The sequence below is a fragment of the Actinoalloteichus caeruleus DSM 43889 genome, from assembly GCF_000429185.2.
Classification (GTDB): Bacteria; Actinomycetota; Actinomycetes; order Mycobacteriales; family Pseudonocardiaceae; genus Actinoalloteichus_B; species Actinoalloteichus_B caeruleus.
Window position 1 is genome coordinate 3,294,385 of record NZ_AUBJ02000001.1, and the last position, 14,393, is coordinate 3,308,777.

General features: G+C 73.0%; 14 protein-coding genes. 4 read left to right on the top strand and 10 right to left on the bottom strand.

Annotated features, from left to right (window positions below; translation table 11 throughout):
• Positions 1-3: 3 nt before the first annotated feature.
• Both G443_RS12610 and G443_RS12615 read right to left on the bottom strand, forming a co-directional pair.
• Positions 4-1,107 carry a DUF3152 domain-containing protein gene (locus tag G443_RS12610; RefSeq protein ID WP_051712631.1) on the bottom strand — a complete coding sequence of 368 codons (1,104 nt, stop codon included), beginning with the start codon at positions 1,105-1,107 and terminating at the stop codon, positions 4-6.
• 27 nt (positions 1,108-1,134) lie between these two features.
• Positions 1,135-2,313 (bottom strand): alpha/beta fold hydrolase, encoded by a 1,179-nt coding sequence (locus G443_RS12615; RefSeq protein WP_026417268.1) that lies wholly within the window; start codon positions 2,311-2,313, stop codon positions 1,135-1,137.
• A 193-nt stretch (positions 2,314-2,506) separates the two neighbouring features.
• Here G443_RS12615 and G443_RS12620 point away from each other — a divergent pair, with 193 nt between their 5' ends.
• Entirely contained in the window at positions 2,507-3,142 is a 636-nt protein-coding gene (locus G443_RS12620; RefSeq protein WP_026417269.1) for a TetR/AcrR family transcriptional regulator, read from the top strand.
• A 79-nt stretch (positions 3,143-3,221) separates the two neighbouring features.
• On the opposite strand, the gene G443_RS12625 is transcribed toward G443_RS12620, so the two are convergent.
• Complete coding sequence (locus tag G443_RS12625; protein WP_026417270.1) at positions 3,222-3,449, bottom strand: DUF3107 domain-containing protein; 228 nt, start codon at positions 3,447-3,449, stop codon at positions 3,222-3,224.
• A gap of 186 nt (positions 3,450-3,635) precedes the next feature.
• On the bottom strand, positions 3,636-4,343 hold the full coding sequence (locus G443_RS12630) for a ferritin-like fold-containing protein (protein WP_026417271.1): 708 nt from the start codon (positions 4,341-4,343) through the stop codon (positions 3,636-3,638).
• Between the two features lie 458 nt (positions 4,344-4,801).
• Here G443_RS12630 and G443_RS12635 point away from each other — a divergent pair, with 458 nt between their 5' ends.
• The 3 genes from G443_RS12635 (at position 4,802) to G443_RS12645 (ending at position 8,815) form a co-directional block, all read left to right on the top strand.
• Positions 4,802-6,466, top strand: a complete 1,665-nt coding sequence (locus G443_RS12635) for a DEAD/DEAH box helicase (RefSeq protein ID WP_035291288.1) — start codon at positions 4,802-4,804, stop codon at positions 6,464-6,466.
• Between the two features lie 56 nt (positions 6,467-6,522).
• Positions 6,523-7,734 (top strand): Rv3212 family protein, encoded by a 1,212-nt coding sequence (locus G443_RS12640; protein ID WP_155886017.1) that lies wholly within the window; start codon positions 6,523-6,525, stop codon positions 7,732-7,734.
• Positions 7,735-7,960: 226 nt separating this feature from the next.
• A complete protein-coding gene (locus tag G443_RS12645; protein WP_030104332.1) occupies positions 7,961-8,815 on the top strand; it encodes an alpha/beta fold hydrolase in 855 nt (284 codons plus the stop codon).
• A gap of 159 nt (positions 8,816-8,974) precedes the next feature.
• Here the strand turns inward: G443_RS12645 and G443_RS12650 are convergent, their stop codons facing one another.
• The 6 genes from G443_RS12650 to G443_RS12675 all read right to left on the bottom strand — a co-directional run bounded on the left by G443_RS12650 (position 8,975) and on the right by G443_RS12675 (position 13,675).
• Positions 8,975-9,346 (bottom strand): hypothetical protein, encoded by a 372-nt coding sequence (locus tag G443_RS12650; RefSeq protein WP_211237450.1) that lies wholly within the window; start codon positions 9,344-9,346, stop codon positions 8,975-8,977.
• A complete protein-coding gene (locus G443_RS12655) occupies positions 9,343-10,176 on the bottom strand; it encodes a RecB family exonuclease (RefSeq protein ID WP_026417274.1) in 834 nt (277 codons plus the stop codon). Before G443_RS12655 ends, G443_RS12650 begins: the two co-directional genes overlap by 4 nt.
• A 106-nt stretch (positions 10,177-10,282) precedes the next feature.
• Positions 10,283-11,143, bottom strand: a complete 861-nt coding sequence (locus G443_RS12660) for a PHP domain-containing protein (protein ID WP_026417275.1) — start codon at positions 11,141-11,143, stop codon at positions 10,283-10,285.
• Positions 11,144-11,164: 21 nt separating this feature from the next.
• Positions 11,165-11,734 carry a PH domain-containing protein gene (locus tag G443_RS12665; protein WP_026417276.1) on the bottom strand — a complete coding sequence of 190 codons (570 nt, stop codon included), beginning with the start codon at positions 11,732-11,734 and terminating at the stop codon, positions 11,165-11,167.
• 127 nt (positions 11,735-11,861) lie between these two features.
• Positions 11,862-12,020, bottom strand: coding sequence for a hypothetical protein (locus G443_RS12670; protein WP_169533952.1), 159 nt, complete (start codon positions 12,018-12,020; stop codon positions 11,862-11,864).
• Positions 12,021-12,547: 527 nt separating this feature from the next.
• Positions 12,548-13,675: a DUF2332 family protein gene (locus G443_RS12675; RefSeq protein WP_026417277.1), complete on the bottom strand. Its 1,128-nt coding sequence runs from the start codon at positions 13,673-13,675 to the stop codon at positions 12,548-12,550.
• Positions 13,676-14,393: the final 718 nt, after the last annotated feature.

Consider the following 14,393-nt stretch of genomic DNA (forward strand, 5'->3'; position numbering starts at 1 on the left):
TGGTCACTCGACCGTCGGGTGCGGCCAGCCGTTGGGCTTGCACACCTTGCCGTCCGCCGGGATGGCCTGGCCGCCCTGCCCGGTTCCCTCGATCAGCTCGTGCAGCTCGTCGTTGCTCGTGCTCCAGCTCTGCTGCATCATCACCGGCGCGAGGCCGCCGTCGATGTCGCACGGGACGTGGCCGTGTCCGAAGTAGTGGCCGACCTCGTGGTTGATCAGGTACGCCTGGTACTGGGCCATCGCGCCCTCGAAGGCGCGGCCCCCGCGCACCCAGCGGGCGGCGTTGAGGAACACCCCCTCGGGGCGGCGGCACGACGCCTCGAAGTCGACGCCGCCCCCGCACTTGAGCTTGGCGTGCGCCTGGGAGATCAGGATGACCCGGAAGTCGGCCTCCTCGACGGTGTCCACCCGTTGCACCGAGATGGCTTCGCTGCCGATCCAACTGCGGGGGTCGGAGAGGGTGGCCTCCACCGTGTTGGCGTAGGCCTCCACGTCGAGGGGGACGTCGAAGCCGACCTCGTACTCCACGGTGTAGCGGTGGAGGGAGTCCCCCTCCCCCACCGGCTCGGAACGCCCCGGCACGATGTCGTAGGTCCCCGCGCCCGTCGTCGGGAAGGGGCCGCCGTTCGGGAGTTCCGCCGAGATGACGTCCGGGTCGAAGGACGGGTTGGCGTCGAAGCTGACGCTGGGCTCCGCCGGTTCCGTGCCCGGGGTGCCGCCCGCTCCTCCGGTGGCGTCGGAGTTCGGGGCCTCCTCCGCCGTGTGCTCGGCGTCCTCACCCGGGGTCCTGGCCACGTCGACCGCGACGATGATGGTCAGGACGAGCAGCACGGGCAGGGCGTACACCCGCCAGCTCGGTGCCCGGCGGGACCGGGTACGACCTGAGGAGCTCCCCTCGCCACCGTCGACGGTCCTCGGCGAGTCCGCCTGGTCCTCGTCCCGCGCTCCGGCCTCCGGGGCCCAGGAGGCGGCAAGCGGTTCTCCCGTGGTCCGCCTCGAGTCCCGCTGGTAGCGCTTCTCGCTGGGGCGCCGCCGCGCCGGCCTCCGATTGTCCGATCCTCGGGAGGTGGGCCGGGGGCGGCCGGGACCACCGGCGTCGGGGTTCATCGGTGCCACGCCGCAAAGCGTGCCACATCAGGCACCGAGAACATTTCCTCCTACCCTGGTGTCGGCGGTCGATGTGGGTGAATTCCCACCGTCGGGCTCCCACTGGTCCTCGGCCAGGGCGTCGATCATCCCGAGGACCGCTCGACCCACCGCCATCGGCTGTTCCATCTGCGCGACGTGCCCGGTCCTGGGGAGCACGAGCAGCCGAGCCCTCGGGAGCGCCAACGCCGTACGCGTGGCCTTGCGGACGCTGACCAGGCGGTCCTCCGCACCCCAGACCACCAGCGCCGGGGCTGGCACCCGGCGAAGCACCCGCCACGGCGAACGCGCGCCCGAGGCCAACCAGCTCCTGACCATGTTGAGCGAGGTCTCCCCCATGGCGACACCGGCCCAGGGGTTGCGGCCGAGTTCCGCGAGCTCGTCGGCGAGCTCGGCGAGCCGGTGGGTGGGCACGAGTTCCGGCCTGGCGAAGCACAACCGGCGCAGCTGCTCGGCGCGCCGCGCCGGGGGCACCCTGGCCAGCGCGCGCCGCACCCTCGGGCCGAGGAGCGGGAGGAAGGTCAGGGGGTAGCGGGGCTCGGTGAGCCGCCCCGGGTTCGGCCTCAGGTCGGGCACCGCCGGTGACACCAGGGTCAGGGTGCTGACCAGCTCGGGCCAGCGGGCGGCGACCTCGGCGCACACCAGTCCGCCGAAGGAGTTGCCCACGAGGTGGGCCGGCCCGCCGGCGAGCCGCCGCAGGCTCTCGGCGAGGAAGTCGGCGTGCTCGTCGAGGCCGTACCCGAAGTGGGCCGGGGGTTCCGAACGGCCGAATCCGGGGAGGTCCACGGCGAGGGTCGGGTGCCGGACGGCGAGCACACCGGCGAGATCGGTCCAGTTGGTGGCGGAACCGGCCAGCCCGTGCACGCACACGACGGGTGCCGCCTCCTCGGTGGAGGTGCTCGGGGTCTCCCGCACGTGCACGCGGCCGCGCCCCACCTCGACCTGCCGCCCTGGCCAGGGCGGTCGCCGGTGGTCGATGGCGGGCACCTCCCCGGTGAACATGGGCACCCAGGTCAGTGACCTCCTCGGGTCGGGCCGGCGGCCGTCGACCCGACCGGCGGTCGCCTCCCGGTGCCGGTCACCCTGCCACCGGCCGAGCTGCGCCCAGGCCGCCGTGAACTGGCTCCGCACCCGGGCGCTCAGCGCCCCCCACGTCGGCACCGTCATACGTCCAGGATGCCAAGGGAACGCTGGGGCGGCAGCGCCACCGAGTCCGCCCGAACGGGTGCCGCCCACTCGGACAGGTGACGCCCCGTCCGCAGCCGTGCCGCACAACTGCGACTACCAGCGAGTAAGGTCAGGCAACTGGCGGAGCCAGGACCACCGCACGGTGTGCGGGACATGCTGGAGGCGAGAAGACATGACGGAAACCACGCGCGAATCCGCGGAGCAGGCGGGCCGCGGGGTCCGGTTGCCCCGCACGGAGAGGCGGGCGCAGCTCCTCGCCTCCGCGCAGGACGTGTTCGTCGCCAACGGGTACCACGCCGCGGCGATGGACGAGATCGCCGACAGGGCCGGCGTCAGCAAACCCGTCCTCTACCAGCACTTCCCCGGCAAGTTGGAGCTCTACCTCGCCCTGCTCCAGCAGAAGGTGGAGGACATGGTCAGCCGTGTGAACACGGCGATCGAGTCGACGACGGACAACAAGCTCCGGGTGCACGCGGCCGTGGCCGCGTACTTCGACTTCGTGAACGCGGAGGACGGGTCGTTCCGGTTGGTCTTCGAGTCGGATCTCCGGGGCGAGGCGGCCGTGGAGCAGACCATCGACCACGCGATGTCCCGCTGCGTCGAGCTGATCGCCGAGGCCGTCACCGCCGACGCCGGTCTCGATCCGGAACGCGCGAGCCTCGTCGCGATGGGCCTGGTGGGGCTGAGCCAGGTGACCGCGCGCTACTGGCTGACGAGGAACCGGCTCGTCCCCCAGGAGGAGGCGATCGAGCTGATCGCCAGCCTCGCCTGGCGCGGCATCAGCGGCTTCCCCCTCCAGCACCCCTGACATCCACCGGGGGTCGCCAGCTCATCCGCTCCGGCGGCGGGCGGGCCGCGCCCCGAGCTGGGACGCGGCCCGGCCGAGATCAGGCGATGCCGAACCCGACCCGCCTGGTGTCCGCGGGGCCGATCTCGACGTAGGCGACCCGCGCGGTCGGTACGACGAAGCGACGCCCCTTGTCATCGACCAGGCTCAGCAGCTTCTGCTCGCCGCTCAGCGCGTCGCTGACCGCCGTCTCCACCTCGTCCGGTGTCTGCGAGCTGGTGAGGACGAGCTCTCGTGAGCTGTCCGCCACACCGATCTTGACCTCCACGCCGACCTCCGGTCGTCGATCCTGAACCAACCGGGTCAGGCTAATGGAATTCGCGGTCCGCCCGGCGCGCACCCGTTCGTCGGGAGGGCGGCCGGGTCGGGCCGGCGGCCCCGCTGTTCCCGCCTCGCGGCCAGGGCCACGACCACCCCCTGGACCCCGGCTGGCGCCGGGCGTCGCGGCCAGGCCTCACCCCAGGCCCAACGCTCCCATCCGCTTGGTGTGGGTGGTCTGGAGACGTCGCAGCAACGCACCGATGCCCGCCAGGTCCCCCGACCCCCGGATGACCAGCTCCGTGAGCCCGTCCCGCTCGGCGGCCACCCGCTGCGCCTGGGTGACGGCCTCCCCCAGCAGGCGGCGGGCCCAGAGGGTGAGGCGGTCGCGCAGCGACCGGTCCCCTTCGCAGGCCGCCCGGACCTCGCGTTCCGCGAAGGCCGAGTACCCGGTGTCGGCCAGCACCTCCAGGACGAGGTCCCGGGTGCGGGGGTCGAGCCAGTTCGCCACCTCGCGGTAGAAGTCGGCGGCGAGGCCGTCACCCACGTAGGCCTTGACCAGGGACTCCAGCCAGGACCGGGGGGCCGTGGAGGTGTGGAAGTCGTCGAAGGGCTTCGCGAAGGGCCGCATCGCGTCCTCGATGGGGACGCCCACCGTCCCCAGGTGCTCCTCCAGGCGCCGGTAGTGCCCCATCTCCGCGGCGGCCATGTTCGCGAGCGCCGCCCGTCCCGCCAACGTCGGCGCGGTTCTGGCGTCCTCGGCCAGCCGGTCGAAGGCCGACAGTTCCCCGTAGGCCAGCACCCCCAGCAGGTCGACGACCCCGTCCGCTACCGGGGTGGCGTCGGGTCCTCGGTCGGTGCGGACGTCCCCCTGCTCGGGGGCGGGCCGATCAGACGTGGTCATGGTCGCGGAGCCTAGTCGCGGGGTCCCCGCTTTCCCACCCGCGCGGCGGTCCGCGGCCCCCGGAGGGCGGCCCTGTGAGCGACGCGACCAGGACTCGGGTCCGGCGTACTGGGGTTGGTTGCCCTCTCGGGGTAACCTGACGGTGATGCATGTGCCGGTCATCGCGCACCGCCAGCCAGCCGGTCCCTCGCGCGGCGGCGTTCACGAGCGGCGGTGCTACCGGATGCACACCCGAACTGTGGCGGCCACGCCGCCATGTGCACAGAGTGCGCGCACTGAAACCTCGGCCCTCCCGCGCCGGACACCGACGAGCACGTCGCTCACGTGTCGTGACCGTGGTCGAGCGCCCTGCCACAGCCGTGCGCGCTGGTACGAGAGAGGCGATCACTCTGACAACGAACAACGACACCGACACACCGGGGCCCTCGGCCTCCGCTGAGACCGGTTCCCCCGACGAGGTGCGGATCGACCACAGCGAGACCGGCGCCGAGAACGCCCAGCCGGCGCCCCACCCCCTGCACGCGTCGGCGCCACCCGAGCCGGCGGCACCCACGTTCGCCGAACTGGGGGTGCTGCCCGCGATCACCCAGGCGCTCGACGAGGCGGGCATCACCCACGCCTTCCCGATCCAGCAGCTCACGCTGCCACTGGCGCTGGCCGGCGACGACGTCATCGGCCAGGCCAGGACGGGGACCGGGAAGACCCTGGCCTTCGGCGTGCCGATGCTCCAGCGGGCCGAGCTGCCCGGTGACGGGACGCCGCAGGCGCTGATCGTCGTTCCCACCCGGGAGCTCTGCACCCAGGTGACCAGGGACATCACCGACGCCGCCCAGCACCTCGGGGTGCGGACGCTGGCCGTGTACGGCGGCCGCCCCTACGAGCCGCAGATCGCGGCGCTGCGGGCCGGCGTCGACATCGTGGTGGGCACCCCCGGGCGGCTCCTGGACCTCGCGGAACAGCGCCACCTCGTCCTCGGCAAGATCCGAGGGCTGGTCCTCGACGAGGCCGACGAGATGCTCGACCTGGGCTTCCTGCCCGATGTCGAACGCATCCTCAGCATGGTCCCGGGCGAGCGGCAGACGATGCTGTTCTCGGCGACCATGCCCGGTCCGATCGTCACCCTGGCCAGGACGTTCCTGCGCCAGCCGACCCACGTCCGGGCCGAGGAGGTCGACGCGGGTGCGGTGCACGAACGGACGAAGCAGTTCGTGTACCGGGCGCACGCCCTCGACAAGACCGAGCTGATCGCCCGGGTGCTCCAGGCCGAGGACCGGGGGCTGAGCATGATCTTCACGCGGACGAAGCGCACCGCGCAGAAGATCTCGGACGAGCTCGCCGAGCGCGGGTTCGCCTCCGCCGCCGTGCACGGCGACCTGGGGCAGGGCGCGCGGGAGCAGGCCCTCCGCGCGTTCCGGGCCGGCAAGGTCGACATCCTGGTGGCCACCGACGTCGCGGCCCGGGGAATCGACGTGGCGGGTGTCACCCACGTCATCAACTACCAGTGCCCGGAGGACGAGAAGACCTACGTGCACCGCATCGGCCGGACGGGCCGCGCCGGCCGCGAGGGTGTGGCCGTCACCCTCGTCGACTGGGACGAGGAACCCCGCTGGAAGCTGATCAACGACGCGCTCGACCTGGGCCGCCCGGAACCGGTGGAGACCTACTCCACCTCCGACCACCTCTTCGAGGACATCGGCATCCCGCGTGACGCCTCCGGTCGCCTCCCCCTGGGCCGCCGCACGAGGCCGGGTCTGGACGCCGAGCCGGTGGAGGACCTCGACCGCAACGAGCGGGCCGGCCGGAACCGTCGGCGCCGGGGTGGGACCGCCACCCGGGGTCGCGGCGGTGACCGCGCGGCCGCCAACGCCGAGCGGACGTCCGAGGGCTCTGCCGACCGGCCCGCGCCGAGCCGCAGGAAGCGCCGGCGCACCCGGGGTGGCGTCGCCGTGGGCGGTGAGAACGGCCCGCAGAGCAAGGAGTCGCAGGCCGTGAAGGAGACCGGCTCAGCCGACCAACCCTCGGGTGGGGGCGCTCCGCGCCGCAGGAGGCGGCGGCGCCTGGGCTCGGCCGGGGAGTCGACCACCGCCGGCGGTTCCGGGCAGCAGGGTGAGAACGCCGGCTGATCCGGCGACGTGGGATCACGAGCGGCCGGCTGGTGCCCGGGGCGGAGGGGCGGGACGTGGTGAAGCCTGAGCGGCGGACACGCGGGGACGTCGTCGTGGCCAGCCTGCTCATGGTGGGCGTGCTGGCGGTGGGAGCGGTGCTCTGGCGCACCAGCGACCTCGCCGGGACGACGGCTGAACCGTCCGTGCTCCCCGTCGTGGCGCCTGACCCGGCGGTCGCGCTGCCCGCCGGGCTCCAGGAGCTCTGGCGGGCGGACAGCCCGGCGACGAGTTCACCGGTGGTCGCGGGGCCCGCCGTCGCCACCGCCTCGGGCGGCGAGGTCGTGGGCCGGGACGCGCTCACCGGGGAACCCCGCTGGCGTTACGCGCGTGACCTGGAGCTGTGCACGGTGTCGGCGGCATGGGAACGCGCCGTCGCCGTGTACCGGCGCGGCGACTTCTGCTCGGAGGTGACCACGCTGGACGGGGCGACCGGGGACCGGGCCGGGCAACGGCACGGCGACTCCGAACCGGCCACGGAACTGGTCACCGACGGCCGCTACGTCGCCACGACGGGCGAACGGTTCGTGGAGATCTTCGGCTCCAACATGGTGATGACCCTGGAGTACGGGGACGTGCCAGCCGTGGTGAACCCGAACCGGCAGCCGAGGAGCGACTGCCGGTACCTGTCCACCCTGCTGGCCGAGGGCCGGCTGGCGCTCATCGAGCGGTGCCCCACGGACGTGACCGACCGGGTGACGCTGTTGACCGCGAAACCGGACGACAGCGACCGCCCGGAGGAGACGTACAGCCAGACCCTGGACGACGTCGGTGCTCGGCTCGTCGCGCTCACCGACGACCACCTGGCCCTCTGGCTGCCGAACCCCTCGCGGATCGTCGTGTACGACACCGAGCGGGGCGACCGGCTGGCGGAGCACCCGGTCGACACCACGGCCGAGGACCTGGACCGGGCGTCGTCCCAGGTGCCCGAGACCACGGCGTCTCCCAGCCACGTCTACTGGTACACGGGTCGGAGCACGGTCGCCCTGTCGCTGTCCGACCTGAGCCCGTCCTGGTCGGTCCCGGACACCCTGGGGTCCGGGGCGGTGCTCGCGGGCCGGTTGCTCGTTCCCGAGCCCGGCGGTCACGCCGTCGTCGACACCGTGACCGGCGAACGGGTCGCGACGCTGCCCGTCGACCGGGGCGGGCACGCGGGTCCGGTGCGGACCTCCGTCCTCGGCCCGGTGCTGCTGGAACAACGTGCCAGCGAGGTCGTGGCGCTCGGCTGACCCGCGCACCTCGGTCCGGCCGCGCCCGCCGGGGCGTCCGCTCCCGAGTCCGCACCGCTCGTCGAAGCGGGGGGCCCGCCCGCGCGGGCCGCACGCGGTGGGTTCGCGACCAGGTCGGGGGACCTCCGGCGGCCTCGGGAGTGTGGTGGGCGAACCCGCCCGGGGCAGGCGTGATCGGCCCGGGATGGGGCACACTGATGCAGTGACTGTTGTGCGTGGATCCGAGATGAGTCCGCACCGTGCGATCCCGGTCCAGCTCCCGACCGAATACGGCGAGCTGTCAGGTCTGCACGGAACGTCACAGGCCCGCACCGTGCTGGCCACCGCCGTGCTCCTGCCCGGGTACACGGGCTCCAAGGAGGACTTCGCCGCGCTGATCGACCCGCTCACGGAGGCGGGTTTCGACGTGCTCACCATCGACCTTCCCGGCCAGTACCAGTCGGACGGGCCCGACGACGAGGACGCCTACCGACCGTCCCGGCTCGGGGTGGTGATCGCCAACCTCGTCTCCCGCCTCCGGTCCGAGGGACGCCGGGTCCTGCTGCTCGGCCACTCCTACGGCGGTCTGGTCGCGCGGGCCGCCGTGCTCTCCGGGGCCGAACCCGTGGGTCTCACCCTGCTCGCGTCGGGGCCGTCAGCCCTGCCCCCCGGCCCGAGGCTCTCCCTGATCGAGTTGTGCGAGCCGGCGCTGCGCCTGCACGGCGTGGAGGCGGCGGCCCAGATCTACGAGGCGCACGACCCGGCCTGGTCGGCCAGACCGCGTGAGCTGCGCACCCTGCTGCGCGCCCGGTTGGTCTCGTCCATGCCCGCCGGGCTGCTCGGGATGGCGACCGCGTTGCGCACCGAACCCGATCTCGTTCCCGAACTCGCCGCCCGGATCCAGGAACACCGCATCCGGGGCTTCGTGGTGTGCGGCGAGCAGGACGACGTGTGGTCGGTGGAGACCCAACGCGAGATGGCCGAGAAGCTTGGCGTCGACTTCGTCACCGTCCCGGACTCGGGCCACAACCCCAACAAGGACAACCCGCAGGGGCTGCTGGACGTGCTCGTCCCCACCTGGCAGCGCTGGCTGCTCAGCTAGGCGGCCGCGGCCGGCGACGCCCCGTGCGACCCCGGCCGGGCGGCACGCCCCGAGGCCGCCCCGCTGCCGGCCCTTGAGTCGCCTCGTCCCCGCTCCGCCGCCCCGGCCCATCGAGGCGCGGCACCGCCCGGCGACGGGGATCAGCCCCCGGGTGGGGGGTCAGTGCCACCACCCGGTCCAGAGCAGCCACCCGGCGACGAGCACCACCAGGACCGGCGCCCACCACCGGGCGGAGCGGGCACTGCGGTCGGCGTACGCCTGCAGCCCGACGGCGACCACGCTCGCCCCCAGGTGAAGTGCCACGAACCCGTACCCCGGCCCGGGGTAGCCGCGGTGCAGCGCGAGGACCTGGAGGCCCAGCACGACGAGGGCGAGCACCACCAGCCCGGCGGCCACGGCGCCGCTGAACCCGCGCCACCCCCGGTTCGCCACTCCGCCTCGGGTCGACGGGGGAACCACTCGAAGGCCGAGGACGTCGGTGTCCTCAGTGGAGTTGGTGATGGGCCGGGGTAGCCGGTGAGTTCCGCTCACGGTGCCAACAGATCCCACGGTTCCAGGTCGGGCGCGGCGGCCCTCCCCTCCGGACAGGAGCGCCGGAACTCGCAGACCGAGCAGCCCCGCCCGGGACGCGGCGGGAAGTGCTCGTCGGGGTCAGCTCCCCGGTCGAGGGCCGACGCGGCGGCGGAGAGTTCCTCCGCGATCCGTTCGGCGTGCCTCCGGTGCTCGGCCAGCGTTTCCGCGTCGTGGTCCCACGCCACCACCCGGCCGGTCGGGAGGTGGTGCAGCTCCACCCGGCTGCCGGGTCGGCGCAGGGTGCGCCGGGCCGCCATCAGGTAGAGGGCCAGCGCCCGCGAGTCGCGGGCGTCCTCCGTGGTGAGCACGTGCCGCCCGGTCTTGTAGTCGACGACCACGAGCTGGCCGTCCCGGTCGTCGATCCGGTCCACCCGGCCCTCGACGATCAGCGCACCGGTCGGGGCGGACACCCAGCGTTCGAGGGCGACCGGTTCCCCGGCCGCCTCCGGGCGACGGGCGTACTCGTCCAGCCACTTCGCCGCCCGCGACCGGTACTCGGCCGCCTGCTCCCGGTCGCGGAACCCGTCGCCCTTCCAGTACCGGCGGAGCAGGACCGGCAGGTCCTCGGGGTCCCGCTGGTCCGGCGGGCTCTCGAAGTAGGCGCGGAGGACGTTGTGCACCACCGCCCCGAGGGTGCTGTGGGCCCAGGCGCCGCCCCGGGCCGGGGCGGGCCGGTCCAGGTACGTCGCGCGGTACCGACGTGGACAGTCCTCCCAGCGTTGGAGCCTGGCCGGGGTGACCCGGACCAGCTCCTTCGGCATGCCTTCCAAGCCCAACTGCCCTTGCACGCTGCCACGGTACGCACACCCGCCGGAACGGCTCGCGGTGACCCGCCGACCTCGGTCCTGGTTCGGGACGCGCGGAGCCCTCCGCCGGACCGGCCGACCCGAGCCGTCAACCACCCCGGACGTGGTTACCGGTCGCCGAGGAGATCAACCGTTCGAACTGCTCCGGGTCGGTCGTCTCCTGGCCGATGCGGAGCGACTTGTGGACCCCGTGGTAGTCGCTGGAGCCGGTGGTGACGAGGCCGAGTTCGCGGGCGATACCGGCGAGCTCGGCGCGGGTCTCCGGATCGTGGTCGGGGTGGTTGACCTCCAGCCCCGCCAGGCCGCACTCGGCGAGGTCCGTGATCACCCCGGCCGTGACGACCGGGCCCCTCGCCCTGGCGAAGGGGTGGGCGAGCACGGTGACGCCGCCCGCGCGCCTGATCATCTCGATCGCCCGGCGCACCGGGGTGTCCGCCCGGCGGAGGTGGTAGGGGCTGCCAGCGCCGAGGTAACGGGCGAAGGCCTCGTCCACGCTGGACACGACACCCGCGCGGACCAGTGCGGCGGCCAGGTGCGGCCGCCCTGCGGACGAGCTCTCCGGGAGCTCGGCGAGCAGCAGCTCGGGATCGACTGGGAACCCGTCCTCCCGCATCATCACGGCCATCCGCAGGAGGCGCTCGCGGCGTTCCGCGCGCAACCGGAGCTGCTCGTCCGCGAGCTCGCCCGAGGTGTCGTCGAACAGGTAGGCCAGCAGGTGGACCGTGACGTGGCGGCCGTTGCCGTCGGGGGACACGCAGGACAGCTCGGCGCCGGGGACGAGTCGCAGGCCGGGCGGGAGGGCGGCGGTGGCTGGCGCCCACCCGACGGTGGTGTCGTGGTCGGTGAGCGCCACCACGTCGAGTCCCGCGCGTGCCGCGGCAGCGACAAGCTCTTCTGGGCTGTCGCTGCCGTCGGACGCGGTGGAGTGGGTATGCAGGTCGATGCGCACCACTCCAGTCTGACCGAGGACCTAGCGTGCCTTCACCGCGCGCCGACGGCCCAGCGCCGCGCGACGGGCCTTCATCATGGTGAAGCGGTCCTTGTCGGTCTTCTTCTCACCGAAGACCAGTTCGGAGATCGCGTCGTTGATCTCCTCGGGGTTGGGCGTGTACTCGATCCGGTCCAGGCCCTGGACCTGGCCCGCCGACTCCACGACCACGGTCCCGTAGCCCATGAGTCGACCGCCCAGGGTGCGTTGGAAGGTCAGGTCGGTCACCTTGCCGATGGGCATCATGGCGACCTTGGTGGTGAACACGCCGGTGGTGAGCATGAAGCGCTTGTCCGTGATCACGATCCGCTCCACCCACCACTCGAGGACGTAGTAGGAGAAGCGGAGCACGACCGCCAGCCCGGCGTACCAGAGCATGTTCTGGATCAGAGCCGAGTCCTGGGGGGCTAAGTAGGACACGAGCATCAGGCCGACGAGCAGCGCGCCGGCCTCGAAGACGTCCCACATCATGCTCGCCCAGTGCCTGCGAACCCGGATCACCCGTCGCTCGGAGTCGAGCAGGTACTCGTCCGGATCTCGTGGTGCCAGCACCGCTACATCCCTCGCCTGACTCTCAGAACTGCCTCGGACCTGGTCAGCGGCCGATGGGTCGACCGCCGGAGGAGGTGCGCACCGCCTGGCTGGTCATCACCTCGACCAGCCGGACACCCGACACGTCTCAGAACAGGTTGCGGACGAAGGTGATGATGGCCTCGGCCGCCTGGCGGAGCGAGTTCAGGATGTTGTTGACGACATCTCCTGACCCGACAGGATCGCTGATCAAGAAGAACAAGAGCAACGCGATCCCAGCGAACGTGAGGATCTTCTTGAGGTTCACGATGACCATCCCCGTCTGCTAGCCGCACCTGGCTGGTGCCTGCTGATCCGTTGTACCGCACTCCACGGGTGTCCCGCAGAGCGCCTAGCGCGCTTGAGTCAGCGTTTCGCGCTCAAGCCTGAACCCGATTACGCTCTGTGCCAATGGGCGAACCGGGTGAACTATACGTGCGCCACGCCGGCACCGTGTTACTGGACGCGCCCGACCGCCTACTCCTCGTGCTTCACCCGCATCCGCCGAACGCCGGACGCTGATCCGTTCCGGGCAGCCGGCCGGAGCACGGGGCGGGGTCCCGTCGGCCCTGTCGGGGAGTTCTGGCTGGACAACGGCTCACGCGGAGCTCACGCGCTCCTCGCCCGGGTCGACGCGCCTCGTCCGACCGCGCGGCCCTCGGCTCCCGGACCACGGGCCCGGCGCTCCCGGCGCCGGCCGGTGCGAGCTTCACCACAGTGGGCAGCGGTGGAACGGCGGGTGCGGCGGCCCGGACGGGTCGACGGGCCAGGGTCAGCGAGCACGTCGCCCGGTGGTCAGGCCGCCAGCCACCGCATCCGGCGGCCGCCACGATCCGTCGCGGCGAGCACCCTGGCCTCGGGGCGGCCCTCCGACCAGCGGGTGAGCCCGAGGAGGTGGCCCTGACCTGCGGCCCGGGCGGCACCCGCACCCTCGGCGGAGTCGATCACCGTCAGTAGTCCCGCCTGAACCGGGTCATGGCTTAGCCACCACAGTGGACGCTGCCGGCCGAGGGTCGCCAGCTCGGTGGCCAGGGCGGTCAGGTGCACGGTCGCGGTCGCTGGTTCCGCCCACCAGGGATCACTGGTCAGCACCACGGGAACTGCGTCCGGGGGAACCCTGTTGATCGCCGCCGCGATGCCCGCCACCGGATCGCTACTCACCATTTCGGGTGGGTTCTTACGCTGCGCGGCGAAACCCAAGGTCATCTTGGCCAACCAGTCGGGTTGGTCGGCCCACACGCACGCCTCCAACCAGGCGACATCCTCGTCATCGTCGAGGTCCGGCGGCCGCGAATCCACCCCGATCGTGGCGGCGAGCGGCAGCGTCCTGGGCAGGGTGGGGAACCTGGCACCGGGAGCCAGTTCGAGCGCGCACCGCAGCCGGACCCGTGCGGCGGCGGGACCGGCGGACAGCTCGCCGACCTCCGCCCCCTGGTACCGGTGGTGGTAGTGGTTGACACCGAGCAGCAGCCCCGCCTCGGCGCCGAGGTGCACCAGCCCCAGCTTCCTCCCGGTCTCGGAGGCGAGCACGGACAGGGCCGGGTAGAGCAGCGCGGACCTGGTGATCTCGTTGTGCCGCACCGGGCGGCTGGCCGCCAGCGCGCCGATCCGCTCTGCCCGGGCCAGGACGAACTCCCGGAAGAGCGGCCAGGTCGAGCCGTCGGGGCCGGAGGTCCCACCGAGGTCCGGGTAGTAACCCGCCAGCGGCAACCACGGCTCGGCGGTCAACAGCCGGTGCGCCGCCGCGAGCAGGGCCTCGGGACGGGGCTGTTCCGAGGGCAGCCCGGCCACCGTGCGGAGGACCTCGTCGTCGTTGGCGGCGTTCTCGGCGAGAACGGCGTAGAGCGGTGACACCCCCGCGGCCTGCCGGTGCGCGAAGTCGCGGAAGCTGTCCCGCACGGACCCGAGTCCGGCGTCGTCCATCTGCTCTCCCCACCTCGGTCGGGCGGCCGGGGCGTCGATCGGGTCACCGGCCGCCGGCGGCGTCGCCGTGATCAGCCGCCGATGGCACCGAGTCTGCCGGGTGCCGACCCGCCCTCGCCGGTCGGTGTGGGCGACCCCACCGGTACCAGGGTGTCGAACCGGGTCGTCCGACCGCCTCGCCGCGTCGAGGCCGGCCGTCGTCCGAGACGTCCCGGTGGGGGTCGGGGTGCCGGACACGGGATCGTTCCCCTCGGGGCGGCCCGGGAGGACGACGCTGACTGGTCCGGGCCGAGGGCCCGGTGGGGTTCGGGGGCCGGCCGGGCGCCCTCCGCGCGCGTCGGCGAACCGGGAGCGGGAGGGAACGCCCTCCCCGAGAACGAACGTGTGGCACCGGAGGTGGGGTGACGCGGTCCCAGCGGAAAGAAGGGCGGAAACCGTACGAGCGGTGGTTCGGCCGCGATGCTCTCGCCGGCATGTCGGACCAGCGGGGCGGGCAGCGGTGTCCGGACGGCGGGAGCGCAGGGGGAATGCGCGGATTCCCACTCCCCCCGGAATGACGAATCCCGCCTCGTCCCGGTCGACGGGAAGCGAGCGGGCGGCGGTTCCCACTTCCGGGCCACCAGCGCCCGCGGAATGGGGGCGGTGGTCGGCACGCTTGGCGGCACTCGGAGCAGGCGACCCGAGATGCGCGCGATCGGCCGCGCTCCTCGGGATTTCG